Raw genomic sequence first — 25,093 nt, forward strand, 5'->3', positions numbered from 1 at the left:
CGCACCTCGATGAGCGACTTCGCGCTCACGTAGCACGACGACTTGAGCGCGAACGTGTTGCCGGTCGTCATCGCCGTGCGGTAACCGTCGGCGAGGAAGTCGAGCACCTGGGCGTGACGCCCGAGCGCCCGCAGCGCCTCGCCGCGCAGCAGCAGCTCGTCGCCGCGGTCGAAGTCGTCGACGCCCTCCATGTCGCGGATCACCGCCGCCTGCGCGAGCAGTGCGTCGGCCGCGTCGGCCTGGCCGCCGAGCGCCGCGAGGTACGCCTGCATGAGCGTGGCGATCATCCGGTGGTACGCGTCGGTGCCGTCGCCGACGATCTCGGCCATCCGCCGGATGCTGCCGACGATCGCCGCGGGGTCGGTGCTCGACGCCGCCATGTACGCGAGCGACTTGCAGGCTTGCGCCTCGCCGAGAGGGTCGCGGTCGCCCGGCAGGGAGAGGATGCGCTCGAGCCAGTCCTTGCCGTCGACGTGCAGGCTGCGCTCGTACCAGTACCACGCCTGCGGGCCCGCGATGCGGAACGCCGTCGCCCGATCGCCCCGGCCGATGACCTCCTCGAGCGCGGCCGAGATATCGGGGCGCGACTCGGCGAGCAGTGCGTGCCCCTTCTTGTGCTCGTGACCCTTGAGCAGGCGCGCCGCCTCGGCGACGAGCTTCACGACCCACGCCTCGCGGCGCGCGTGGAACTCGGTCTTCTCGGGGGCGGGATGCCGCTCCTGCACGTAGCGCAGCACCGACTCGAGCAGGCGGAACCGCCGCACCCCGGTCTCGCTCGCGACCGCGGCGACGAGCGACTTGCGGGTGAGCGCGACGATGAGCTCGCGGGAATCATGACCCGACACCGCGACGACGTCGCCGACGGCGTCGAGCGAGAACGACCCCGCGAACAGCGCGAGCTGCCGCAGCGCGGACAGCTCGGGGTGCGAGAGCAGCGCGACGCTCCAGTCGAGGGCATCCGCGATCGAGTCGTGGCGCCCTCCGCCCGCGCCCCCGAGATTGCCGACCGACGCCGCGACCTCGGGCAGTGTGAGCACGTCGAGCCGGGACGCGGCGAGCTCGAGCGCGAGCGGCAGGCCGTCGAGCTGGCGGCACAGGTCGGTCGCGGTCGCGACGGCGGCGTCATCCCATTCGCCGATGCCCGAGGTGTCGGTCGCGCGTTGAAGGAAGAGCCGCACGGCGTCGCCGGCCGCGTCGCCGACGAGCGGTTCGACCTGCACGAGACGCTCGCCCGGCATCCTCAGGGCTTCGCGGCTCGTGACGAGCACGGTGAGTCCTTCGCAGCGCGCGAGCAGCTCGGTGACGACGGCGGCGACGGCGCCGAGCACGTGCTCCGCGTTGTCGAGGATGAGCAGGGCGCGACGTCCGCGCAGGCGCTCCGCGAGCTGGGCGGAGGTGTGCTCGAGCGCGCCGAGCACGTCGGCGATCGCCGGGATGACGCGGTCGGCTTCGGTGACCACGGCGAGGTCGACGAGCCACTGCTCGTCGTCGACGGCCGAGGTGGTGCGCCGCGCGGCCTCGATCGAGAGCCGGGTCTTGCCGACCCCGGCGGGGCCGACGAGCGTCACGAGCCGCGACTCCGCGCGACCGCGCTCGATGAGCTCGAGCTCACGAGCACGTCCGACGAAACGGGTGAGCGGGATGGGCACGCCGACACGCTCGACGGCGGGCATCGTGCCGAGGGCGGCCGAGACGACGACGGGGTCCTGCCGCACGATCGCCTGTCGGAGCTCGGCGAGCTCGAGAGCGGGCTCCAGTCCGAGCTGCTCGACCAGGCGCGCGCGGTGGGCGTCGAGAGCGTCGAGAGCCTCGGCCGTGCGGCCCGCGCGCGCGAGCGAGCGGGCGAGGAGTGCGAGCAGCTCGGGGTCGTCGGGACGGGCGTCGAGAACCGGGGCCAGGGTCTGCGGCACCGAACCGTGGTCTCCGCGGTCGAGCTGCGCGCGGCCGAGCTCGAGCAGCGCCGTACGGCGGAGGCTCTCGAGCTGCTCGACCCGCGCCGGGACGAACGGGAACTCGCTCAGTCCCGAGAAGGGCGTGCCGCGCCACAACCGCTCGGCGGTCGCGAGGTCGTCGCCGCGTGCGCCGCCGCCCGAATCGCCCGTCACCAGCCGGCGGTAGGCGATGACGTCGATCGAGTCGGGGTCGACCTCGAGCGAGTAGCCGCGCCGCCCCCCGCCGAGCACGGCGTCCCAGCCCCCGCCGCGCAGACGCGAGACGTGGGCGCGCAGGCTCGACAGCACGGTGGGCGGCGGGCTGTCCCACAGCTCCTCGACGAGTTCATCGGCGGTGAGGAGCTCGCCGGGCGCGGCTCCGAGCCGCGCGATGATCGCCCGCGGGATGTCGCCACGGATGGGGAGCGGCGTGCCGTCCAGGGTCGCCTGGAGGGAGCCGAAGAGGGTGAGGCGGAAGGCCATGGCGACACTGTAGGGACGAACCGGCCGGAACTCGGAAGCCCCGACCGGTTCTGCAACATCACTGCAACGTCGCCCGGTCGACGAGGTCGAGCCGCAGCTCCCAGGAACCCGGCGCGAGCGCGACGCGGCACGTCGTGACGAGCTCGGCGACTCCCCAGTCGTCCGTGCGCTCCACCGCGACCCGGGTCACGAGGGGCACCCGCAGGAGCCGACCCACCACGGTGGCGACGGCGTCCACGTCGACGGGGCCGCCGAACGCGACCACCGCGCGCAGCCGGCGCGCGCCGTCGTCGCGGGCGATCCCCTCGACCGAGCCGAGGTCGAGCAGCAGCATCGGGAGGTTGAGGCGCTCGAGCACGAGGTCGGCCTCGCGCGCGTCGACGGCGCCCGACATCCCGATCACCCCCGCCAGGCCGTGAAGGCCCCGTCGAGCGCGGTGAGGTCGGCGTGGAACGCCTCGGCCGCGGCGACGCAGAAGTCGTCGGAGTCGCAGCTCAGCGCGCCGCCCGACTCCTTCGCTGCGAGCGTCGCGTCGCGCGTCGGAGTCAGAGCGACGAGGCCCGAGTACTCGCCCGACTCCCAGTTCGCGTTGTCGAGGGCCCACCACTCCTGGTGGATGCCGTTGACGGTCGCCACCAGGAGGTCGAGCCCCGCGTCGCAGGCGTCATCGGTGGCGACGTCGGCCGGCACGCACGCGGCATCCCACGACGCGAGCTGCTCGCTGAAGTCCTCGCCGAGCCCGCGCCACCGCGGAACGGCGGTCGCGGCGTCGGTGAGCGGCGGGTAGGAGAGCGTGAGCGGATCGGTCGCACCCGTGCCGCCGTCCTGCTCCACGGGGATCGGATCGGTCGGGGCGGAGGCGCACCCGGCGAGCAGCACGGGGGCGAGGACGGTCGCGGCGAGCGCCGCACGGAAACGGAGGGTCGTGGTCATGACTGAGACGCTAGGAACTCCGGATGCCGCGGTCGCGCCGCGAGCGGCGCCTGCAATGCCGCTGCAACGCCCCCGTGCGGTGGGCGGCGTCGGGCGAACGTTCATCCCCCGGGAGTACGGTCGGCGCCGCCCCGCTTGCGATACTCGGTACGTGCACGGCGGCGTGCATCCCTCTCACCACAGCTCTCGAGGAGACGTCCGTGCACCTGCTCTCGGTGTTCAGCCTGCGCAACCGCGCGCTCATCGCCCTGCTCACGATCGTCATCGGCGTATTCGGCGGTATCGCGCTCACCTCGCTCAAGCAGGAGCTCTTCCCGTCGATCTCGCTGCCGAACCTCACGATCATCAGCACCTACCAGGGCGCGAGCCCCGAGGTCGTCGAGAACGACGTCTCGACGCCGATCGAGTCGGCCATCCAGGGCATCGACGGGCTCGAGGCGACCTCGGCGAGCTCCGGGTCGGGAGTCTCGACCATCTCGGCGTCGTTCGCCTACGGCACCGATCTCGCCCGCGCCGAGCAGAAGCTCCAGCTCGCGATCAACCGGATCCAGGATCAGCTGCCCGCGTCGGTCGACACCCAGGTGGTCGCGTTCTCGCTGAGCGACCTGCCGGTGATCGTGCTCGCGGTGACGAGCGAACTCGAACCCGACGAGCTCTCTGCGCGTCTGCGCGACGAGACCATCATCGACCTCTCCAACCTCCCGGGTGTCGCCGAGGCGTCCCTCTCCGGCGCGAGCGGCCAGCGCGTGACGATCACCCCCGACACCGACGAGCTGTTCGCCGCGGGGCTGTCGAACCAGTCGATCCGGGATGCCCTCGACGCCAACGGCGTGCTGCTCGCGACGGGTGTCATCGACGAGGGCGACCAGGAGCTCACCGTGCAGGCGGGCTCGCGGCTCACCTCGGCCGACGAGATCGCCGCGCTGCCGCTGCTCGGCGGCTCGGACCCGACGACGACGATCGGCGACGTCGCCGCGGTCGAGATCGTCTCCAACCCGGTGACCGCGATCTCCCGTGTCAACGGCGAGCCCTCGCTCACGATCTCCATCACGAAGACCGCTGCGGCCAACACGGTCGAGGTGTCGCACCTCATCCAGGAGGCACTGCCCGGGCTCGCCGCTGCCCTCGGCGACGGCACCGAGTTCACCGCCGTCTTCGACCAGGCGCCGTTCATCGAGCAGTCGATCGAGGCGCTGGCGACGGAGGGCGTGCTCGGTCTGATCTTCGCCGTCGTCGTCATCCTCATCTTCCTGCTCTCGATCCGCTCGACCCTCGTCACCGCGATCTCGATCCCCGCCTCGGTGCTCGTCACCTTCATCGGGATGTGGGCCACCGGCTACTCGATGAACGTGCTCACCCTCGGCGCCCTCACGATCGCGATCGGCCGCGTCGTCGACGACTCGATCGTCGTCATCGAGAACATCAAGCGCCATCTGTCGCTCGGCGAGGAGAAGCACGCCGCCATCCTCACCGCGGTCAAGGAGGTCGCCGCCGCCGTCACCGCGTCGACCGCCACGACCGTCGCGGTCTTCCTGCCGATCGCGCTCGTGAGCGACGTGACGGGTGAGCTGTTCCGGCCGTTCGCTCTCACGGTGACGATCGCCCTCGTCGCATCGCTCTTCGTGTCGCTCACGATCGTGCCGGTGCTCGCGTACTGGTTCCTCAAGGCGCCGAAGCCGGGGTCGATCGTGGCCGAGGCCGACGAGCTCGACAAGCCGACGCGCCTCCAGCGCGCCTACCTGCCCGCCCTGAACTGGACGCTGCGGCATCCGATCGTCACGCTCTCCGCGGCGGCCGTCGTGCTCGCCGGCACCGCGGGGCTCTACACGCTCGTGCCGACGAACTTCGTGGGCGACTCGGGTCAGAACACGATCAATGTGACCCAGACGCTGCCGGCGGGATCGAACCTCGAGGCCGTCGACGACGCCGCGCAGGACGTCGAGGAGACGCTGCTCGACATCGACGGGATCGAGGTCGTGCAGGTCTCGATCGGCAGCGACGGCGGATCCATCCGCTCGTTCTTCGGAGGCGGTGCCGACGCGACGTTCTCGCTGACCACCGACCCCGCGTTCGACCAGGAGGAGCTGCGCCGCACCGTCACCGCGGAGCTCGACGAGCTCGACGGCGTCGGCGAGGTGTCGGTCGGCTCCGGCGGCGGCGGGTTCTCGAGCGACGTCACGATCGACCTCCGCGCCGCGGATGCCGACACGCTCGCCTCGGCGACCGAAGAGCTGCTCGCAGATGTGCAGGAGCTCGACATCACGTCGCAGGCGGAGTCGAACCTCGCCGTCACGCAGCCCTACCTCGCGATCGTCGTCGACCGGGCGACCGCCGCCGAGTACGGGCTGTCGGAGATCGCCGTCGGCGGCATCGTCGCCAACTCGATGCTGCCCGCCGCGGTCGGCTCGGTCACGATCGACGACACCGTGCTGTCGGTCTACATCACCGACCCCAACGCCCCCGTCACGCTCGAGGAGCTGCGCGACTTCCAGGTGCCGACGTTGCGCGGCCCGGTCGCGCTCTCCGAGCTCGCCTCGATCGAGGAGGTCGACGCCCCGGCGACGATCTCGACGGAGCGCGGCATCCGCACCGCCACGATCACCATCACGCCGTCGACGCCCAACCTCGCCGCCGTCACCCCGGCGCTCGAGCAGGCGATCGTGGATGCCGACCTCCCCGCCGGAGTCTCGGCCGAGGTGGGTGGCGTCTCGGCCGACCAGGCGGAGGGCTTCGGACAGCTCTACCTCGCGCTGCTCGCCGCGATCCTCATCGTCTACACGATCATGGTCGCGACGTTCCGGTCGCTCCGGCAGCCGCTCCTGCTGCTCATCTCGATCCCCTTCGCGGCGACCGGTGCGTTCCTGCTGCAGCTCGTCTCGGGCATCCCGTTCGGGGCCGCGTCGATCATCGGACTGCTCATGCTCGTCGGCATCGTCGTCACCAACGCGATCGTGCTCATCGACCTCGTCAACCAGTACCGCGAACGCGGCATGGATGTGCGCGAGGCGCTGCGTCACGGCGGGGCGAGGCGTCTGCGGCCCATCCTCATGACGGCGTTCGCGACGATCGGCGCGCTGTTCTTCATGACGATCGGCGTCACGGGCCACGGCGGCTTCATCTCGCAGCCGCTGGGCATCATCGTGACGGGCGGTCTCGTGTCGTCGACGCTGCTCACGCTGCTCGTGCTGCCGGCGCTGTACTGGCTCGTGGAGGGCTTCCGCGAGCGCCGTCTCGCTCGCCGCGCGAGGCAGCACGGAGCGCACACCGCCGCCTGACCCCTTTCGGTGGTCGAGTAGCGCCGAAGGCGCGTGTCGAGACCGGCCCGCGCGGCGAGGGTCTCGCCACGCCGCGGCGCGGCTACTCGACCACCGAGTAAGGGGAGCCCAGGGTGCGCGTGAAGAATGCGACGACGCGCCCCTTGAGGTCGGCGTCGAGCAGGGCGAGCGAGTGCAGGGGGCCCTCGGCGACGAGGTACTCGACGTCGACGCCGGCATCCCGCAGGTCTTCGACGAACCGGTCGGACTGGGCGAGCGGGATCTTCTCGACGGTCGAGTGCGCGATGAAGAACGGCGGGTCGGAGGCATCTACCTGGTAGTTCGGCGAGGCGGGCTCGGCCGTCGGGCAGTCCGCGTAGGAGGAGCAGCCGAGGTACTCGAGTTGCAGGGGGGCGAAGTCGTCGGTGAGTGCGACGCCGGTGAGGTCGATCGGTCCGCTCAGCTCGGCGACCGCCGCGACGCGCGCTCCGGCGGCGAGGGAGCCGCGACCCGTCGTGCCGAGCAGCGCCGCGAGGTTGCCCCCCGCCGACCCGCCGAACACCCCGATGCGTTCGGGGTCGATGCCGAACCGCGCGGCCTGTTCGTCGGCGCGCAGCCACTCGACGGCGGCCTGCACATCGTCGAAGCCGGCGGGGAACGGGTGCTCGGGCGCGAGCCGGTAGTTCACCGAGAACGCCGGGTAGCCCGCGGCGGCGAGCCACGTGCACACCGCACGCCAGCCCACGCTGTCTTTGCGGCCCTCGCGCCAGCTGCCCCCGTGGATGACGAGGATGCCGGGCGCGGGCTCGGCGGACGCGGCGCGGTCGGGCGGCAGGCACGCGTCGAGCAGCAGGGGCACGCCGTCGGCGGCGCCGTACTCGAGGTCGGCGACCACCTCGACATCCGGGTCGGTCGCGAGGTCGGTGCCGACGGCGTCGATCTGCGGATCGATCGCGCCCGCGTCGGATCCGGTCGGCCCGCACGCCGTGAGAACGACGAGGAGGGTGAGCGCGGACGCGGTCGAGGGAAGGGCCGCGCGCATCCGGGAAGCCTAGGCGAACGGGCTGAAGCCGTGTAACGTGGTCCGGTCGGCTCTCGACATGCGCAACAGCCTTGCGCGAATGCTCCACTGTAGGTCGAGCGGGCCGGATCGCGACTCAATCGAGGCGCGAGGAATCCTTCAGGAAAACGGCCCCGACCATCGTCTGCTCGGGTTCTCGAGGTGCGCTGTGCGCGCCAAGCACTCTGATACCCAGCAACGAAAGAACACCCATGCCTGTCAACAAGAAGTCATCCGGCGCGCCCAAGAAGGCCCGTTGGTCCACCGAGCAGCGTGCGGCCCAGGGCAAGGCTCCGGTCCGCCCGCGCGGCGGCACCGCCTCGAAGCCGGTTCGAGCCCGCCAGCACGACTCGTCCGAGCGGCGCGACGCCGTCGAGCGCGGCCAGTCCACGCGGCCCAACTGGGAGCCGCGCGACAAGTCGGCCACGTCGTCGCGCTTCGAGCGCTCCGACCGTCCTCGCTACGACAGCACCGAGCGTCCCGCGCGCGGCGGCTACCAGGGTCGGGATGCCGCCCCGCGCACCGAGCGCAGCGACCGACCCAGCCGCGAGGGCTACGCGCCCCGCACCGATCGCGCCCCGCGCGAGGAGCGTTCCTACGCTCCGCGTGAGAACCGCGGCTACGCGCCGCGCACCGATCGCGCCCCGCGCGAGGAGCGTTCCTACGCTCCGCGTGAGAACCGCGGCTACGCGCCGCGCACCGAGCGTCCTGCGCGTGAAGGCGGCTACGCGCCGCGCACCGACCGCGCCCCGCGTGAAGGCGGCTACGCGCCCCGCACGGAGCGTCCGGCCCGTGAGGGCTACGCGCCCCGCACCGAGCGTGCGCCGCGTGAGGGTGGGTACGCCCCGCGCACCGAGCGCCCGCGCTACGAGCGCGAGGACCGCCCCCGTCGCTTCGAGGACGACCGCCCGCGCCGGTTCGACCGGGAGGAGCGTCCGCGCTTCGACCGCGACCAGCGCACCGAGAAGCCGGCCTTCGTCGATGACGTCGTGCTCGAGCGCCTCGAGGCCCAGGCCATCGACGCGACCGACATGAGCGGCACCGGCTTCGCCGAGCTCGGCCTCGGACAGAACCTGGTCCGCGCCCTGAGCGACCTCGGCGCCGACGCGCCGTTCCCGATCCAGGCCGCGACGATCCCGTCGGTGCTCGAGGGTCGCGACGTGCTCGGCCGCGGCCGCACCGGCTCCGGCAAGACGATCGCCTTCGGCGCCCCGCTCGTCGAGCGGCTCCTCCAGGCGCAGAAGGGTTCGACCGAGCGGCGCAAGCCGGGCCGCGCCCCGCGCGCCCTCATCCTCGCGCCGACCCGCGAGCTCGCGCTGCAGATCGACCGCACCGTGCAGCCGCTCGCGCAGAGCGTCGGCCTGTTCACGACGCAGATCTACGGCGGCGTGCCCTACGCGCGTCAGACCGGCGCGATCTCACGCGGCGTCGACATCATCATCGGCACCCCGGGTCGCATCGGCGACCTCGTGTCGCAGGGTCGTCTCGACCTCTCGCAGGTCATGGTGACGGTGCTCGACGAGGCCGACCACATGTGCGAGCTCGGGTTCCTCGAGCCCGTTCGTGAGTTGCTGCAGCGCACGAGCGAGGGCGGCCAGAAGCTGCTCTACTCGGCCACGCTCGACAAGGGCGTCGCGACGCTCGTCGAGGAGTTCCTGGTCGAGCCGGCCGTCTACGAGATCTCGGGTGAAGACCAGGCGTCGAGCGACATCCGCCACGTCGCCTTCCTCCTCGACCAGCGCGACAAGCAGGACGTGCTCGTCGAGCTCTCGTCGGGTCCCGGCAAGAAGCTCGTCTTCGCGCGCACGCGTGCGTTCGCCGAGCAGCTCGCCGACCTGCTCGACGAGGCCGGCATCCGCGCCGAGTCGATCCACGGCGACCTCAACCAGTCGCGCCGCACCCGCGCGCTCGAGAAGTTCACCTCGGGCCGCGTGACCGTGCTGGTCGCGACCGACGTCGCCGCGCGCGGCATCCACGTCGACGACATCGAGCTCGTCATCCAGGCCGACGCGCCCGACGAGTACAAGGCGTACCTGCACCGCTCGGGCCGCACCGGCCGCGCCGGTCGCTCCGGCACGGTCGTGACGCTCGTGCCGCGCAACCGTCGTCGCAAGACGGAGGACCTCCTCGCCCGCGCCGAGATCACTCCCGAGTGGATCACCGTGCGCCCCGGCGACGACGTCATCCGCGAGTTCGCCGGCTGATCTCACGCGACACGGAAGCCCGGACCACCGCTCGGTGGCCCGGGCTTCCGTCGTTCGGGGGAGGCGCGACGTCGGTACGGCGCGGCAGGCTGGAGGCATGACGACCTCCGCCGCCGCTCGCCCGTCGCCGACCTCGATGACCGCCGGTCGCGCGGTCGCGCCCGACCTCGCACGCGGCGTGATGCTGCTCTTCATCGTCGTCGCGAACGCGCCGTTCTACCTCTGGGGTCAGCCGTCCGGTCTGACGAGCGCGCATCCGCCCGGCGCCACGGGACTCGACCTCGTCTGGCAGACCATCTCGCTCATCGCGATCGACGCTCGCTCGTACCCGATGTTCGCGTTCCTCTTCGGCTACGGCATCTGGCAGCTCTACCGCCGGCAGGCGGAGCAGGGCATCGATCAGGCGACGGCCCGGCGCCTGATCCGCAAGCGGCACCTGTGGATGATCGCCTTCGGCGCCGTTCACGCGCTGCTGCTCTGGATGGGCGACGTCGTCGGCGCCTACGGTCTCGCCGGGCTCATCCTCGCCGCGATCTTCCTCGACCGGCGCGACTTCGCCCTCAAGCTCACGGCCGGCATCCTCACCGGCCTCACCGCCCTGTGGGCGCTCTCGGCCCTCGGCGCGGGGCTCGTGCTCCCCGCCGTCCTCCCGCCCGGTGCGTTCACGATTCCCGACGGCGGCGGTCAGGACTTCCTGCGGTTCGCGCAGGGTCAGGAGAACTACCTGCTCTCGGCGGGCATCCGGATCGGGATGTGGGTCGCGGTCACGGCGTTCCAACTGCTCGGGTTCATCATCCCGATCGCCATCCTCGTCGCGCTGGTCGCGGCGCGCGCGGGCGTGCTCGAAGAGCCCGAGAAGCACCTGCCGCTCCTGCGCCGCACGGCGATCGTCGGCATCGCGGTCGCGTGGGGCGTGGGCGCCGTCGTCGCGCTGCAGAACGCCGGGATGCTGCTCCCGGCCGAGTACGGCTGGGCGTGGATGGGCCTCAACACCCTCGCCGGGATGCTCGGAGGATTCGGCTATATCGCCGTCTTCGGGCTCATCGCGGCGCACGTGCGCACCCGTCCGCCGGGCGTCGTGCGCGGCGCACTGCAGGCGCTCGGCAAGCGCTCGCTCTCGGGCTACCTCGCGCAGTCGGTCGTCTTCGCGCCGCTCATGAGTGCGTGGGGGTTCGGCCTCGGCACGCACCTGTCGAGCTGGTCGATCACGGTGATCGCGATCGCGACCTGGATGGTCACGGTCGTGCTCGCCGCGGTGCTCGAGCGGGCGGGGAAGCGTGGCCCCGCCGAGTGGCTGCTGCGCCGCCTCGTCTACGGAAAGGCCGCCGCCCCGACCGCGGGTTGAGTGCCGCGCGCAGCGCGGTGTATCGAAACCCACCGCGAGCAACCCCTGGTGGGGTTTCGATACACCCGCCTGCGCGCGGGCACTCAACCCGCGAGGGGGCGGGAGCGGTCAGCGGGCGGGCCAGTGCCAGGGCGGGGCGTCGAGGCGCCCCTGTCCCTCGAGTCGCGTCTCGCCGCCGCTTTTCTCGAGCCGATGCACCGTGGCGCCCGCGGCCTCGAGTGCGTCCACCAGCGCGACGGCGTGCGACACGACGACGAGCTGCGACTCCTCCGAGGCGGCGACGAGCAGTTCGGCGAGCGCCGGGATGACGCTCGGATGCAGGCTCGTCTCCGGCTCGTTGAGGGCGAGGAAGGTGGCCGGTCGCACGCTCAGCAGCGCCGCCGCCCAGACGAGGTAGCGCAGCGTGCCGTCGGAGAGCTCGGCCGCCTCGAGCGGTCGCAGCAGCCCGGGCTGGTGCAGCAGGAGCGCGAAGCGCCCGCCACGATCCTCGATCTCGACCCGGCTGCCGGGCAGTGCGCGGTCGATCGCCGTCGCGAGTCGCGGGCCGGGCTCCTGCTCCTGGATGGTGCGCAGAGCCGCGGCGAGATCCGACCCGTCGGACGCGAGGATCGGCGTGCGCGTACCCACCGCTTCCTGCCGGGCCGGAGCCGCGGAATCCGTGCGCACCGCGTCGTAGAACCGCCAGTCGCGCAGCTCGGAGCGGAGCCCGAGCAGCTCGGGCGTCGCATCCGGGTCGCCGAATTCGGCGAGCATGCTCTCCCACGGGGCGAGTGGCCGGTCGAGGGTGCGCCAGCCGTCGTCGCCGCGCACGCGCACGACCGGGCCGCGGCGTTCGGTGAGGAGCGAGCCGGGGCGCAGGAAGGGTCCTGACCAGAGGCTCTCGGCTTTGATGACCGGATCTCGCCCGAAGAGCGTCGGCGGCATCGACCCGCCGGACGGGAAGGGCAGCCCGAAGTCGACCGCGTACCCGAAGCCGTCGGCATCCGACGCGAACCCGAGGCGCAGCGCCACGGGGCCCTTGCGCACGGTGCCCTGCGCGGGGCCCGCCTTCGGCATTCCCGACTCCGGGCCCGCCCAGAGCGTCGAGGGGAGACCACCCTCGCGCGCGAGCGCCGGGATCGCCCCGTCGCGCCCGGCCGCCGCAAGCAGCCGGAGCGACCGGTAGAGCGACGACTTGCCGCTGCCGTTCGGCCCGGTGACGACGGTGAGCCGGTGGAGCGGCACGACGAGGTCGCGGATCGACCGGTAGCCCTCGATCGCGAGCGTCTGCAGCATCCTCAGCGCTCCAGTGGGCGGTCGAAGACGATGAGGGCGTTGCCCGGACCGTCGTAGTCGGGCACGGGACCCTTCACCGTGAACCCCATCCGACGATGGAACGCGATCGAAGCGCTGTTGGTCGGCGAGGTGACCGCGCCGACGCGACGGCAGCCGGCATCCCGCGCCGTCTCGAAGAAGCGCTCGTAGAGGCGCCGACCGAGACCGAGGCCGCGAGACTCGGGCGCGATGCCGACGAAGTGGATGTAGGCCTGCTCCGGGTCCGACGGAGACAGGATGCCGACGAGGAAGCCGACGCGTGCCCCCTCCGGGCTCTCCGCCACCGTGCTCGTGCGCCAGAAGTGGTCGAGGAAGAGGCGCGGCAGCAGGTCGGCGATCGGGCGGCCCCACCACTCGTCGACGACGCCGACGATCGCGTCGTAGTCTGACGGCGACGCCGTCCTCAGGGTCACCTGCACGTCGTCAGCCTAGGGCGGGCCTCTGTCGTCACGGTCGGTCTGCGCCGGACGTGCGCAGCGCCCGGAACTGCAGCACGGCGAACGCGAGCACGATGAGGCCCTGCGCGACGACCCACGCGAGGCCGACCCCGTTCAGCCCGAACGCGCCGATGACCGCGGCGGTGAAGGAGCCGCCTGCCCACAGCCCGTTGATGCCGACCAGCACGGCGGCGAGCACGGAGAGTCGCGCACGTGCCCGGGCGACGACGAGCAGTCCGACGGTCACGACCGCGAGCACGATCCCCGCGCCGAGGTAGAGGGCGGAGGTGGAGCCGAGCAGATTCGGAAGCAGCTGATGGAGGGCCAGGTAGGCGCCGGCGTTCGCTCCCGTGACCAGACCGTCGATCAGGAACCACCGGCGGTACGAGGCCCAGACGGCACCCGGACCCGGCTCACTCATGAGCACCGCCCCGAGCTTCGGCGAGCGCCGACTCCGAGAATTGCGACGCGTAGTCCTCGGCCGGCGGGATGGGCGTGATGATGTCGAGCAGCACGCCGTCGGGGGCGGCGAAGATCGCGTGCCGCTGGCCGAACTCCTCCGAACGCAGCGGCAGCACCGGGACCAGCCCAGCGGCCACCAGGCGGTCGTGGACGGCGTCGACGTCGTCGACTTCCAGGTTGAGCAGGATGCCGTGGGCGGCGGGTCCGCGATGCGTCTCCGGGATCGTGGGGTGCCCGGCCTGCAGCACCGCCAGCTCCCACGTCTCGCGCCGGAGGCTCACGTACCAGTCGGACTCGAAGGTCACGTCGAAATCGAGATGGGTCCGGTAGAAGGCGGCGGTCGCCGTGACATCCGTCGCCATCACGACCGGGTAGAGGCTCGTCAGTTTCACCATGCTCCTTAGGGTGTGTCGCGCCCACGCTAGGGAGGGGGTGGACGCCTGCACACGTGCCGTTGGTCATCCCGTCGTGGTGACTTCCGGCACGCGTGCCGCTGGCGGGCGGCTGCCTACCGTGAGCGCATGACTCGAGAATCGTCGCCCTTGACCCCCCGCCAACTCCTGATGTCGAGGGTGGCGTGCGGCATCCTGATCGTCCTCGGCGTCGGGCACCTGATCCTGCTCGCGCTGACGAGTGGCGCGTCTGTGGTCGGGTGGGCCGAGCGCGGCCTCTGGGCAGCCGTCCCCCTCGTGCTCGGTGACGCGGGGGAGCAGAGCACCGACGCACTCGTCAACGAGGTCACGTTCTGGGCCGGACCCGGCAGCTTCGCCGTGCCTCAAGTCCTCCTCGGGTTCCTGATCTGGCATCTCGCCGACCGTGGAGCTCCCGTGCCCGCGTGGCTCTGCTGGGGGCTCATCGTGTGGTCGGTCCTCGCAGGCGTGCTGCTCGTACCGTCGCCGTTCCTGCTCGGCGCCGTCGCGGGCGTCCTCCTGCTCGTGGTCAGGAGGGACGCAGCCGGTAGACGATCGAGTCGATGAGCTCGCGCCACGCGCGGGCGGGAAGCTCGTGGCCGACGCCGTCCAGGAGGTGCAGTTCGGCACCGGGGATCTCGGCGGCGAGGGCTCGCGCGTTACCGACCGGGAAGAGCGGATCGGCGGTCCCGTGGATCACGGTGGTCGGCACCCGGAGCTGTCCGAGGCGCTCGCGCCAGCGTTCACCGGGTCGCATCGACGGATGATTGCCCGCGGCGCGCGCATCCGTCGACCGCGCGATGGCGGCCTCGCACATGCTCCGCACGGCATCCTCGTCGAACGACTCACCGGCGAGGATGCGCTCGCCGTCGATGTACGACTCGACCACCGCGGCACTGTCGCTCCAGTCCGGCTCGGCCAGCGTCGCCCAGACGTCGAGGAGCCCCGAGTCGACCTCGGGCAGGTCGGCGTCCGCGGGTCCGTGCTCGGTGGAGCGCGTCGACACCAGGGTCAGCGACGCCACGCGATCCGGGTGGTCGAGTGCGAGCAGCTGCGCCACCCATCCACCCTGCGAGAAACCGACGAGGTGGGCCTCCGCGGCACCGACCGCATCGAGGATCGCGAGAGCGTCGGCCGCCAGCTCCGCGAGCCCGTAAGTGGGCTCGCCCACCGGCCACGTCGTGCTCGCCCCGGTGTCGCGTTGGTCGAACCGGACGACCCGAGCGCCGAGCGCGGCCAGTTGCGCGCACAGCGTCGGCGGCCACCAGTCGCGCGTGCACGACGTGCCGGCCAGCAGCAGGATCGTCGCCTCGTCGGAGTCACCCTGACTCTCGACGGCGAGGCGGACGTCGCCACGGGTGACGGTCAGGAGAGCAGGAGACCAGTGCGGAGGGTTCGCCATTCGCGAGACGCTACGCGCCGGCCGCCCGGAACGGAGGTGCCGGAAGTCACCGTCGCGGAACGGTGGCCCGTACCGTGAACCCGGCGCCTGGCGACGAGGACAGCTCGACCGACCCTCCGAGCGGCTCGAGTCGCTCGTGCATCCCGGTGAGGCCGTGGCCCGGCACGATGCGCGCCGTGCCCTCGCCGTCGTCGGAGATGGTGACGCGCACCTCGCAACCCGTGTCCTCGACGAGAATCCGCACCGATCGCGCGTCGGTGTGGCGCAGGGTGTTGGTGACGGCTTCCTGCACGCAGCGCAGGATCGCGACCGTCGGCTCGACCGCGAGGTGTAGCTCACCCCGCACCTCCACCGAGACGTCGAGGCTGGGGATGCCGTTGGCGAGTTCGTCGAGGGCCGGCGCGAGAGGGGGTGACTCGACGCGCATCTCGCTCACCGCCGTTCGCACTGTCTCGAGCAGATCCTTGGCGATGGCGCGCGCGCGAGCGACGTGCTCGCCGCCGTGCCCGGGGAGCGCCAGGTGCGAGGCCACCTCGAGTTCGAGTGAGAGCGCGGTCAGATGATGTCCGGCGAGGTCGTGCAGATCGCGCGAGATGCGCAGCCGCTCGGCCTCCCGCGTCGACACCTGCAGGAGGGCGGTCGTCGACCGCAGCTCGGCGTGCGCGAGGGCGAGTTCGCGCCGCGCCTCTGTTTCGCTGCGGGCGGTGAACACCACGAGTGCGCCGAACACCTGCGAGATCCCGAAGACGGTGACGCCGACGACGAGGTCGACGGTCGGCCACGCGCCGAGCACACCCGTCGCTCCGACCACGGCCGTCTGCGTCGCGATCACCGCGGCGACGGCTCGAGGCGGCCAGAAGAACGAGGCCATCGTCGCGGTCATGACGAACAGCAGCGCGGCGGAACCCTGCCGGAAGTACAGCAGCACGAGCACCGCGCCCAGCAGGAGCAGGGTCACGAGCAAGAGGGTGCGGTTGAGTCGCCGCAACGCGGGGAGGTAGCCCTGCACAGCGAGCTGCGTCGCGCAGAACGCCACGTAGGCGGACCACCAGACCACCGGGAGCGACGGCCCCGAGGTACCCGGCGGAGAGCTGTCGAGCACGGCGATCACGCCGACGGAGAGGGTGAACGCGAGACTCGAGATCACGAGCCCGGTGCGAGTCGTCCTTGCGCCGCTCATCTCACTCTCCCGAGCCGGGACGCCGGGCGGTGTCGCCGTGCTCGGTCGACAGGATGCCCGACTCCAGCGCTCGGAGCACCGCCCGTGTGCGGTCGGTCACTCCGAGCTTCGTCAACACGCTCGACATGTGATTCTTGACGGTGCCTTCGGCGAGGTACAGGCCGCGTGCGATCTGGCGGTTCGACCAGCCGCTGGCTGCGAGACGCAGCACCGCGAGCTCACGCTCGGTGAGCCCGCCCAGCGGCGGCGCCGTGTCGACGTCCTGGGGGAGTCGCGAGATCGCGCGCAGAAGCCTGTCGGTGAGCGCGGGTTGCAACAACGTGTTGCCCGCGGCGAGTGTGCGGACTCCCGCAAGCAGCTGCTCGAGAGTCACGTCCTTCAGGAGGTAACCCCGCGCGCCGGCGCGCAGGGCGGCGAGCACGAGCTCGTCGTCGTCGAAGGTCGTCAGCACGAGCACCGGCACGTCGATGCCGCGCTCCCGCATCGCGGTGAGTGTGGCGATCCCGTCGCGCACCGGCATCCGCAGATCGAGCAGTACGACGTCGACGTCGACGCGCGCGAGAGCGGCGAGGGCCTCGTCGCCGTCGGCGCAGTCGTCGACGACATCCACCTCGTCTGTGAGCGCGAGGAGGCTGCGGATGCCCTCGCGCACCAGGTTCTGGTCGTCGACGATCAGAACGCGGATGGGTGCCGATCGCGTCGCGAATGCGCCGCCGGAGTCGTGCGTCCGCTCCGGAGCCATACCGGGAGTGTAGGCACGCTCCTCAGCGCGCGGAGGTGCCGGAAGTCACGCCGACGGGCGGGTCAGCTGACCTGGACTTCCTTCCAGAAGGCCACGTAGTCGGAGAAGTCCTTGCCGACGCGGGCGATGCCCGACTCGTACGGCTGCGGGTACGACCACGCGCGGTCCGGCAGTGCCTGGCCGTCGACCGTGACGACGAAGTACTGGCACTCGCCCTTCCACGGGCACGTGTACGGCGTCGGCGAGGTCGTGAGGAACCCCTCCTTCACCGAGGACGGCGGGAAGTACGAATTGCCTTCGATGTGGATGATCTCGTCGTCGGCTGCTTCGGCGATGACGGTTCCGTTGACAGTTGCAGTGGCCATGGTGTCTCCAACCTCGTGTCAACCCTCAGCATTCCGCGCCCACCTTCGGGTCTGATGAATGGATGCCGAGCTACGACGATCTGACCGCCCTGTTCGTGAACTGCTCGCTCAAGCGCAGCACCGAGCAATCGCACACGCAGGGGCTCATGGATCGCAGCATCGTGCTCCTCGAGCAGCAGGGGGTGAGCGTCGAGACGATCCGGCTCGCCGACTACGACGTCGCGCCCGGCGTGCAGTTCGACATGCGGGAGCACGGCTGGGGTGCCGACGCGTGGCCCGACGTCATCTGGCCGAGGGTCGAGGCAGCCGACATCCTCGTCGTGGGCAGCGCGCTCTGGCTCGGCGAGCCCACGTCGATCGCGTCGCGCCTCATCGAGCGGCTCTACGCGATGACGGGTGAGACCAACGACAAGGGCCAGCCGGTGTTCTACGGCAAGGTCGGCGGTGCCGTCACCACGGGCGACGAGGACGGGGTGAAGAACTCCAACCGGCGCATCCTGTACAGCCTCCAGCACCTCGGCTTCACGATCCCGCCGGCCGCCGAGACGGGCTGGATCGGCGAGATCGGCCCCGGCCCCTCGTACCTCGATGACGGCTCCGGCGGCCCCGAGAACGACTTCACGACGACGACGTTGACGGCGATGTCGTGGAACCTCCTCCACTTCGCGCGGATGCTCAAGGACGCCGGCGGCATCCCGGCGGTGGGCAATGTCACGGGATAGTGCGAGGCTGACTTCGCCACGCCCATCGGGAATGGTCCTCCGCAACGAAGAGTTGAGCAGGACGAGAGGGGAGCACGTGTGATCGAGTTCCGCGACGTGACGAAGACGTTCGGCGACCAGGTCGCCGTCGAGAGCTTCTCGCTGCAGATCCCCGCACGACAGGTCACGGTGCTCGTCGGTTCGAGCGGCTCGGGCAAGACGACCCTGCTGCGCATGATCAATCGCATGGTCGACCCGACTTCGGGCACCGTGCTCATCGACGACGAAGACGTCGCGACGGTGCCGCCCGTCGCCCTGCGCCGCCGCATCGGCTACGTCATGCAGAGCTCGGGCCTCCTGCCGCACCGTCGCGTGATCGACAACATCGCGACCGTGCCGCGACTCACGGGTGTGCCGAAGGAGAGGGCGCGGGCATGCGCCCTCGAACTCATGGATGTCGTCGGGCTCGACCGCGGGCTCGCGCGACGGTTCCCCTCCGCGCTCTCGGGCGGTCAGCAGCAGCGCGTCGGCGTCGCGCGCGCCCTCGCGGTGAGCCCCAACATCCTGCTCATGGACGAGCCGTTCGGCGCCGTCGACCCGATCGTGCGCGCCGAGCTCCAGCAGGAGGTGCTGCGCATCCAACGCGAGACCGAGACGACGATCGTCTTCGTCACGCACGACATCGACGAGGCGTTCCTGCTCGGCGACCAGGTGGTGATCCTCGCGCAGGGCGGCCGCATCGTGCAGCAGGGCTCCCCGGAGGAGATCCTCGCCCACCCGGCCGACGACTTCGTGGCGTCGTTCGTCGGTGCCGACCGCGGCAAGCGCCGCCTCACGATGTCGACGCGCGTCGGCGACGGCGACGACCGCGTGCTCGTGGATGCCGGGGGCTACCCCGTCGGCGTCATCGCGGCACCCGGCGGCAAGCTCGCGATCGGCGACGCGTCGCCGAAGTCCCGCAGCATCTCGAACAAGACCGACCAGGCGGGCGACGCCTGATGGCCTGGCTGTGGAACAGCGGGGATCTGATCCTGCGGTTGCTCGCGGAACACGCGTGGCTCTCCGCGATCCCGATCCTCATCGGTTTCGCAGCCTCCCTCCCCCTCGGCTGGCTCGCGGCGCGTTCGCGCATCGCCCGCGGCATCCTGCTCACGGTCTTCAACGTGATCTACACGATCCCGGCGCTCGCGCTCTTCGTCGTGCTGCCGGCGATCCTCGGCACGAGGGTGCTCGACCCGATCAACGTCGTCGTCGCTCTGACGCTCTACGCGATGGCGATGATGCTGCGGGGGGCCGTCGATGCGTTCGGCAGCGTCTCCCATGACGTGCTGCAGTCGGCGACGGCCCAGGGCTTCTCCGGCGCCTCGCGCTTCTGGGCCGTTCAGCTGCCACTCGCCGGACCGGTGCTGCTGGCCAACCTCCGCGTCGTGTCGGTGAGCACGGTGTCGCTCCTGAGCGTCGCCGCCCTGATCGGTCGCGGCGGCCTGGGCTACCTCTTCACCGACGGGTACTCGCGGCAGTTCCTGTTCGAGATCGGAACCGGCATCGTGTTCACGGTGCTGCTCGCGCTCGCGTTCGACGCGATCCTCGTCCTCGCCGGACGGCTGCTGATGCCGTGGAATCGCCGGGTGCGGGCGGGCACCTCGGCGCTGCGGGTGCCGACGAAGAGCTGGGTGGGCGCATGAACTTCCTCCTCGACGCTCTCGCCTTCATCTTCGACGCGGCCAACTGGGTCGGGCCGAAGGGCATCGGCGAACGCCTCGGCCAGCACCTCTACATCACGGGGGTGAGCGTGCTGCTCGCTGCCGTCGTCGCCGTCCCCCTGGGGCTTCTCATCGGCCACACCGGTCGCGGGCGCAACGCCGTCATCGCCGCCAGTGGGGCCGCGCGGGCGCTGCCCACCTTCGGTGTGCTGACGTTCTTCATCCTCATCGGCTTGAACATGGGCTACGGGCTCTCGCTGCCGCCGGTCATCGCCGTGCTCGTCATCCTCGCCATCCCTTCGATCCTCGCCGGCGCCTACGCGGGGGTCGAGGCCGTCGATCGTGTGACGGTCGACGCCTCGCGGGCACAGGGGATGACGGAGTGGCAGATCCTCACGCGTGTCGAGCTGCCCCTCGCCCGGCCCCTGCTCGTCGGCGGCCTCCGCTCCGCGACACTGCAGGTCGTCGCGACCGCGACGATCGCCGCGTACTACTCACAGGGCGGGCTCGGACGCTACCTCATCGAGGGCCTGCGCAACTACGACTACGGCCGCGCAGTGCTGGGAGCGATCCTCGTCGCCGCGCTCGCCCTCCTCCTCGACGCGCTCTTCGCCGTCGTCCAGAAACTCGTCGTGCCGCGCGGGGTGTCCCGCGGCACGACGCGCACCACCGGCAGTACAGCCCGGCGGCCGTCCCGGTCGTCAGGTGCCACCCGGGCACCCGTCACGGAAGGATGATTCGGATGTTCTCACGCACCATGAGGCGGGTCGCCCCGGCGGCTCTCGCCGTCGGCATAGGAGCGGTCGTACTCGCGGGCTGCGCCGGCGGCGGCGACCCGCTCGACCCCGGCACGGGCGACGGCGGCGACGCCGGCACGATCACGATCGGCAACCAGGCGTTCCCCGAGAGCGAGCTGCTCGCGCAGATCTACGGCCAGTACCTCGAGGCCAACGGCTACGAGGTCGCGTACGAGGCCGGCATCGGCTCGCGCGAGACCTTCATCACGGCGCTCCAGGACGGCTCGATCGACCTGATCCCCGACTACGCCGGCAACGCGCTCATCTACGCGAACCCGGACGCCGAGGAGACGTCGGCGGAGGACGTCGAGGCGGCGCTTCCGGCGGCCCTCGAAGAGCTCGGGCTCGCGGTCACCGCGGCGGCCCCGGGCGAGGACTCGGACGCGCTCGTCGTCACCCCGGAGTTCGCGGAGGCCAACGACCTGCAGACGATCGGCGACCTCGCACCGCTGTCGGCATCCATCACCCTGGGTGCCAACACCGAGTTCGAGCCGCGCTGGCGCGACGGACTCGCCGAGGTCTACGGCTTCGAGGGCTGGGCGTTCAAGGCGATCGACGACTACGGCGGACCGGGAACGCTCGCCGACCTGCTCGCCGGCGCCATCCAGGTCGCCGACATCTACACGACGACCCCGTCGATCGCGGCGAACGACCTCGTCGTGCTCGAAGACGACCTCGACCTGTTCGCGGCGCAGAACGTCATCCCGCTGCTCAACGCCGACGTGCTGACCGACGAGCTCGCGGCGCTGCTCGACGAGGTGTCGGCGGAGATCACGACCGAGGTGCTGCTCGAGCTCAACAGCGAGATGGCGGGCGACGCGAAGCCGTCGGCCGCTCAGGTCGCGTCGGCCTGGCTCGCCGAGGTCGGGCTGCTCTAGCAGTTCCATCCCGAAGCGGCCGCGGCCCGGGCTTACGCTCGGGTCGTGGCCGCTTCCTCCGTCGACGACTACCTGGCCGGCCTCGCCCACGCGGAGCTCCCCGGTATCCTGCGCTTGCGCGGTGCGATCCTCGCCGCCGATCCCCGTCTCGTCGAGCGGATCAAGTGGAACGCCCCGTCGTTCGGACTCGGGGCCGACGATCTCGTCACGATGCGGCTCGCCCCGCGGGATGCGTTCCAGCTCGTCTTCCACCGCGGTGTCACGAAGGTGGCCGGAGCCGTGGAGGTCGCCGACCCGGAGGGACTGCTCGCGTGGCGCGCGCCGGATCGGGCGGTGCTCGACGTCCGTACGTCGACGCGCGCCGCTGAACTCGAGCCCGCGATCGTCGCCCTGGTACGGGCGTGGCTGGCTGCCGCGTGAGTTGCAGAATGCTGCCGGAGGACGCAGCAATGTGCAACTAAGTCGACAAAACTACGCAGGCACCGCCAACACCGCCGCCGCCGCGAGGGCGAGACCCAGCCCGATCCACTGCACGGGGGCGATGCGCTCCTTCAGCACGAGGGCGGCGAGGGCGATGGTGCCCGCGGGGTAGAGGGCGGCGAGCACGCTCATGACGGTGAGGTCGCCCATCCGGAGGCCGGTGAGGATGAGCACGTTGGCCGCGGCGTCCGCGACACCGCACGCGAGGATCACGGGGATCGCGCCACGGAGGCCGGGGAACGCGGGGGAGCCCCGGCGTCGCGCTGCGAGCACGAGCCCCGCGATGACGAGCAGCAGGATGGTGCTGCTCACCGCCCGGTTCGCCACGATCGGGTAGAGCCCCGAGTCGTCGGGAGCGAGGTCGACGAGGATGAAGAACGCCCCGATGAGCAGACCCGAGACGACGGCGTAGACGATGCCGCGCACCCGCGGACGCACGGCACCTTTCTCGGGCACGAAGCCGACGAGCACGATGGCGACGAGGATGCCGGCGAGCGCGACGTAACTCCACCAGGGCAGGCGCTCCCCGGCGAAGACCCCCCACGTCATCGGCACGGGGGCCGAGAGCACGGCGGTGAGTGGAGAGAGGATGCTCATCGGCCCGATCGCGAGGGCGGCATAGAGCAGCAGCACGGCGAGAGCACCCGTCATGCCGCTCAGCCCGCCCCACAGGAACGCCTCGAACGACACGCGACCCGCCACGAGCAGCGCGGCGGGGATCAGCACGACGAGTCCGACCACGGCGGCGAGCGCGGTGACGACGACGGGGGCGGTGCGTTTCGCGCCGAGGCCGCCGAAGAAGTCGGCGACGCCGTAGGTAAGGGCGCTCGCCAGTCCCACGACGATCGCCAGCACGTGCCCACGCTAGCGGCCCGGCATCCCGCCGCCGTCCGGTGAACGGACCCTGAACATCCGCTGCGATGTTTGCCCGATCGCGCGGAGTCTGCTTAGGGTGGGCGAGCGACCCCCGAACGGGGGTCAGGTGACCCGAACACCGTTGCATCGCTCAGGAAGCGCAGCTTCCATCGACACCACGGAGCAGCACCACATGTCGGGTCAGCACTCTCGTTCCCTCGTCCGCGTCGCGATCGCCGGCCTCGTCGCCGGCGCGCTCGCCCTCGTCGGGGTCACCCCCGCGTGGGCCGCCGACCCCGTCCCGATCGCGACGGTGCAGGGCACCGCGGCCGAGGCGACGGGCCTCGGCTCGACCGTCACGGTCGAAGGCGTCATCACGGCGTACTACGCCGCGCCCAGCAACTACCGCGGGTACTACTTGCAGACGGTGGGCTCGGGCGGGAGCGGTGAGGATGCCACCCCCGGCGCCTCCGACGGCATCTTCGTCTTCTTCGGCAACAGCGACCCGGGGCGCGCGATCGGCGACCTCGTGCGGGTCACCGGCACGGTCGCGGAGTTCCAGGGGCAGTCGCAGATCTCGGCGACGACCCACGAACTCGTGGAGACGGCGCAGCCGCTCCCGGAGCCCGTCCCGCTGCCCGACAGCGTGGTCGGCGGCGACCGCGAGCAGTTCGAGGGGATGCTCGTCGCCCCGACCGGCACCTACTCCCTCATCTCCACGCACCAGGCCTACAACTTCGGCACCCTCTGGCTCGGAGCCGGCGGGATGCAGACCCAGTCCACCGAGGTCGCCGACGGCGGGAGCGCCGACCAGCAGGCGATCGCGGCCGCCAACGTCGCCCGGCGCCTGCTCCTCGACGACGGCTATAGCATCCAGGTGACCAACAACGCGCACGTCGGCGAGCAGCCGTACCTCACGCGCGACACGGTCGTGCGCACGGGTGACACGTTCGTGCCGTCGGCCGCGCCGTACGTGCTCGGCTTCGGCTTCAACGACTGGCGCCTGCAGCCGCAGGTGCCGATCACCGACGCGAGCCCGGCGGACTACAAGCCGACGTGGACGAGCGGCAACCCCCGTCCGGAGAGTGCGCCCGAGGTCGGCGGCGACGCGACGTTCGCGTCGTTCAACACCCTCAACTTCTTCACGACTCTCGCGACGTCGGGCAACGAGGCACGCGGTGCTCGCACCGCTGAGCAGTACGCGACGCAGCTCTCGAAGCTCGTGTCGGCGATCAACGGCCTCGACGCCGACGTCGTCGCGCTGCAGGAACTCGAGAACGACGTCGAGTTCGGTCAGCCGGTCGACACGACGATCTCCGCTCTCGTCGACGCGCTCAACGCCGACGCCGGTGCCGGCACGTGGGACTTCGTGCCCACCCCGGCCGACCTCGCGTCCCCGGGCGCGAACGACGTCATCACGACGGGCATCATCTTCAAGCCCGCCGCCGTCGAACCGGTCGGCGAGAGCTTCGCGGATGCCGACCCGGTCTGGGCGGATGCCCGCGTGCCGATCGGGCAGACCTTCGAGGTGGGCTCGCGGGTCGTCACGGTGATCGCCAACCACTTCAAGTCGAAGAGCCCGCCCGAGGACGACCCGGACGCGCCGCAGCCGGCCGACGGGCAGGGCTTCTTCAACGCGGAGCGCGTCGCCCAGGCGGAGCGGCTCATCGCCCTCACCGCCGAGATCGCCGCCGACCCCGAGAAGGGCGCCGACGTGCTGCTGCTCGGCGACTTCAACTCGTACTCCGAGGAGGACCCGATCCAGGCGTTCGAGGCGGCGGGCTTCGTCGACCTCGGCACCGAGCTCGCGCCCGACCAGGAGACGTACACGTTCGACGGCCAGCTCGGCTCGCTCGACCACTCGCTCGCCTCGGCGTCGCTCGCCGACGCGGTCACGGGCTACGGCGTGTGGAGCATCAACTCGCCCGAGTGGGGCGATCGCGGCTACGCGTTCGGCGCGACCGAGGCGGGCACCCCGTTCCGGTCGAGCGACCACGATCCCGTCGTCATCGGCGTGAGCGGAGACGCGACACCGGTCACGGTCGACCTGCTCACCATCAACGACTTCCACGGTCGGCTCGAGTCGGCGCCGCCGGTGGCCGGCGCGGCGCTGCTCGGCGGGATGGTCGACTGGTACGAGGCGCGCAACCCGAACAC

Annotated in this window: 24 protein-coding genes; 11 read left to right on the forward strand and 13 right to left on the reverse strand. The window is 71.4% G+C overall.

Annotated elements, in window-relative coordinates; all coding sequences use genetic code 11:
• The 3 genes from ACO1X9_RS00005 to ACO1X9_RS00015 all read right to left on the reverse strand — a co-directional run.
• The coding region (locus tag ACO1X9_RS00005; protein WP_486348773.1) for an ATP-binding protein at window positions 1-2,414 on the reverse strand (2,414 nt) is incomplete at its 3' end.
• 58 nt (window positions 2,415-2,472) lie between these two features.
• Complete coding sequence (locus tag ACO1X9_RS00010) at window positions 2,473-2,817, reverse strand: hypothetical protein (protein WP_486348774.1); 345 nt, start codon at window positions 2,815-2,817, stop codon at window positions 2,473-2,475.
• The gene (locus ACO1X9_RS00015) at window positions 2,814-3,347 is read right to left on the reverse strand and encodes a hypothetical protein (RefSeq protein WP_486348775.1); all 534 of its coding nucleotides are present in this window, start codon (window positions 3,345-3,347) and stop codon (window positions 2,814-2,816) included. The genes ACO1X9_RS00010 and ACO1X9_RS00015 overlap by 4 nt, the downstream gene beginning before the upstream one ends.
• Before the next feature lie 200 nt (window positions 3,348-3,547).
• On the opposite strand from ACO1X9_RS00015, the gene ACO1X9_RS00020 reads away from it, so the two are divergent.
• Complete coding sequence (locus ACO1X9_RS00020; RefSeq protein ID WP_486348776.1) at window positions 3,548-6,622, forward strand: efflux RND transporter permease subunit; 3,075 nt, start codon at window positions 3,548-3,550, stop codon at window positions 6,620-6,622.
• 82 nt (window positions 6,623-6,704) lie between these two features.
• Here ACO1X9_RS00020 and ACO1X9_RS00025 read toward each other — a convergent pair whose 3' ends face one another.
• Complete coding sequence (locus tag ACO1X9_RS00025; protein ID WP_486348777.1) at window positions 6,705-7,643, reverse strand: alpha/beta hydrolase; 939 nt, start codon at window positions 7,641-7,643, stop codon at window positions 6,705-6,707.
• Window positions 7,644-7,873: 230 nt separating this feature from the next.
• On the opposite strand from ACO1X9_RS00025, the gene ACO1X9_RS00030 reads away from it, so the two are divergent.
• Both ACO1X9_RS00030 and ACO1X9_RS00035 read left to right on the forward strand, forming a co-directional pair.
• On the forward strand, window positions 7,874-9,865 hold the full coding sequence (locus tag ACO1X9_RS00030) for a DEAD/DEAH box helicase (RefSeq protein WP_486348778.1): 1,992 nt from the start codon (window positions 7,874-7,876) through the stop codon (window positions 9,863-9,865).
• A 97-nt stretch (window positions 9,866-9,962) separates the two neighbouring features.
• The gene (locus ACO1X9_RS00035) at window positions 9,963-11,210 is read left to right on the forward strand and encodes a DUF418 domain-containing protein (RefSeq protein WP_486348779.1); all 1,248 of its coding nucleotides are present in this window, start codon (window positions 9,963-9,965) and stop codon (window positions 11,208-11,210) included.
• Window positions 11,211-11,318: 108 nt separating this feature from the next.
• Here the strand turns inward: ACO1X9_RS00035 and ACO1X9_RS00040 are convergent, their stop codons facing one another.
• From ACO1X9_RS00040 to ACO1X9_RS00055, 4 genes are read right to left on the reverse strand one after another with little or no spacing between them, the layout of a single operon-like run.
• On the reverse strand, window positions 11,319-12,485 hold the full coding sequence (locus ACO1X9_RS00040; RefSeq protein ID WP_486348780.1) for an AAA family ATPase: 1,167 nt from the start codon (window positions 12,483-12,485) through the stop codon (window positions 11,319-11,321).
• 2 nt (window positions 12,486-12,487) lie between these two features.
• Complete coding sequence (locus tag ACO1X9_RS00045; RefSeq protein WP_486348781.1) at window positions 12,488-12,943, reverse strand: GNAT family N-acetyltransferase; 456 nt, start codon at window positions 12,941-12,943, stop codon at window positions 12,488-12,490.
• A 28-nt stretch (window positions 12,944-12,971) separates the two neighbouring features.
• Window positions 12,972-13,382 (reverse strand): hypothetical protein, encoded by a 411-nt coding sequence (locus ACO1X9_RS00050; RefSeq protein ID WP_486348782.1) that lies wholly within the window; start codon window positions 13,380-13,382, stop codon window positions 12,972-12,974.
• Window positions 13,375-13,818 (reverse strand): VOC family protein, encoded by a 444-nt coding sequence (locus tag ACO1X9_RS00055; protein WP_486348783.1) that lies wholly within the window; start codon window positions 13,816-13,818, stop codon window positions 13,375-13,377. Before ACO1X9_RS00055 ends, ACO1X9_RS00050 begins: the two co-directional genes overlap by 8 nt.
• Window positions 13,819-13,944: 126 nt before the next feature.
• Between ACO1X9_RS00055 and ACO1X9_RS00060 the strand changes: the two genes are divergently transcribed.
• The gene (locus ACO1X9_RS00060) at window positions 13,945-14,400 is read left to right on the forward strand and encodes a hypothetical protein (protein ID WP_486348784.1); all 456 of its coding nucleotides are present in this window, start codon (window positions 13,945-13,947) and stop codon (window positions 14,398-14,400) included.
• On the opposite strand, the gene ACO1X9_RS00065 is transcribed toward ACO1X9_RS00060, so the two are convergent.
• The 4 genes from ACO1X9_RS00065 to ACO1X9_RS00080 all read right to left on the reverse strand — a co-directional run bounded on the left by ACO1X9_RS00065 (window position 14,363) and on the right by ACO1X9_RS00080 (window position 17,522).
• The gene (locus ACO1X9_RS00065) at window positions 14,363-15,235 is read right to left on the reverse strand and encodes an alpha/beta fold hydrolase (RefSeq protein WP_486348785.1); all 873 of its coding nucleotides are present in this window, start codon (window positions 15,233-15,235) and stop codon (window positions 14,363-14,365) included. The genes ACO1X9_RS00060 and ACO1X9_RS00065 overlap by 38 nt on opposite strands.
• Before the next feature lie 46 nt (window positions 15,236-15,281).
• On the reverse strand, window positions 15,282-16,415 hold the full coding sequence (locus ACO1X9_RS00070; protein ID WP_486348786.1) for a sensor histidine kinase: 1,134 nt from the start codon (window positions 16,413-16,415) through the stop codon (window positions 15,282-15,284).
• 1 nt (window position 16,416) lies between these two features.
• Window positions 16,417-17,157, reverse strand: a complete 741-nt coding sequence (locus ACO1X9_RS00075; protein WP_486348787.1) for a response regulator — start codon at window positions 17,155-17,157, stop codon at window positions 16,417-16,419.
• Between the two features lie 62 nt (window positions 17,158-17,219).
• Window positions 17,220-17,522, reverse strand: a complete 303-nt coding sequence (locus ACO1X9_RS00080) for a DUF427 domain-containing protein (RefSeq protein ID WP_486348788.1) — start codon at window positions 17,520-17,522, stop codon at window positions 17,220-17,222.
• Between the two features lie 62 nt (window positions 17,523-17,584).
• On the opposite strand from ACO1X9_RS00080, the gene ACO1X9_RS00085 reads away from it, so the two are divergent.
• From ACO1X9_RS00085 to ACO1X9_RS00110, 6 genes are all read left to right on the forward strand, one after another.
• Window positions 17,585-18,244: a flavodoxin family protein gene (locus tag ACO1X9_RS00085; protein ID WP_486348789.1), complete on the forward strand. Its 660-nt coding sequence runs from the start codon at window positions 17,585-17,587 to the stop codon at window positions 18,242-18,244.
• 78 nt (window positions 18,245-18,322) lie between these two features.
• Window positions 18,323-19,222 (forward strand): ABC transporter ATP-binding protein, encoded by a 900-nt coding sequence (locus ACO1X9_RS00090; RefSeq protein ID WP_486348790.1) that lies wholly within the window; start codon window positions 18,323-18,325, stop codon window positions 19,220-19,222.
• A complete protein-coding gene (locus tag ACO1X9_RS00095) occupies window positions 19,222-19,908 on the forward strand; it encodes an ABC transporter permease (RefSeq protein ID WP_486348791.1) in 687 nt (228 codons plus the stop codon). Before ACO1X9_RS00090 ends, ACO1X9_RS00095 begins: the two co-directional genes overlap by 1 nt.
• On the forward strand, window positions 19,905-20,663 hold the full coding sequence (locus tag ACO1X9_RS00100) for an ABC transporter permease (RefSeq protein ID WP_486348792.1): 759 nt from the start codon (window positions 19,905-19,907) through the stop codon (window positions 20,661-20,663). Before ACO1X9_RS00095 ends, ACO1X9_RS00100 begins: the two co-directional genes overlap by 4 nt.
• Before the next feature lie 5 nt (window positions 20,664-20,668).
• Complete coding sequence (locus tag ACO1X9_RS00105) at window positions 20,669-21,601, forward strand: ABC transporter substrate-binding protein (protein WP_486348793.1); 933 nt, start codon at window positions 20,669-20,671, stop codon at window positions 21,599-21,601.
• A 45-nt stretch (window positions 21,602-21,646) separates the two neighbouring features.
• Window positions 21,647-22,021, forward strand: coding sequence for a DUF1801 domain-containing protein (locus tag ACO1X9_RS00110; RefSeq protein ID WP_486348794.1), 375 nt, complete (start codon window positions 21,647-21,649; stop codon window positions 22,019-22,021).
• A gap of 51 nt (window positions 22,022-22,072) precedes the next feature.
• Here ACO1X9_RS00110 and ACO1X9_RS00115 read toward each other — a convergent pair whose 3' ends face one another.
• Window positions 22,073-22,936, reverse strand: a complete 864-nt coding sequence (locus ACO1X9_RS00115; RefSeq protein ID WP_486348795.1) for an EamA family transporter — start codon at window positions 22,934-22,936, stop codon at window positions 22,073-22,075.
• A 193-nt stretch (window positions 22,937-23,129) separates the two neighbouring features.
• On the opposite strand from ACO1X9_RS00115, the gene ACO1X9_RS00120 reads away from it, so the two are divergent.
• The coding region (locus ACO1X9_RS00120) for an ExeM/NucH family extracellular endonuclease (RefSeq protein ID WP_486348796.1) at window positions 23,130-25,093 on the forward strand (1,964 nt) is incomplete at its 3' end.

The sequence above is a fragment of the Pseudolysinimonas sp. genome, assembly GCF_057350545.1.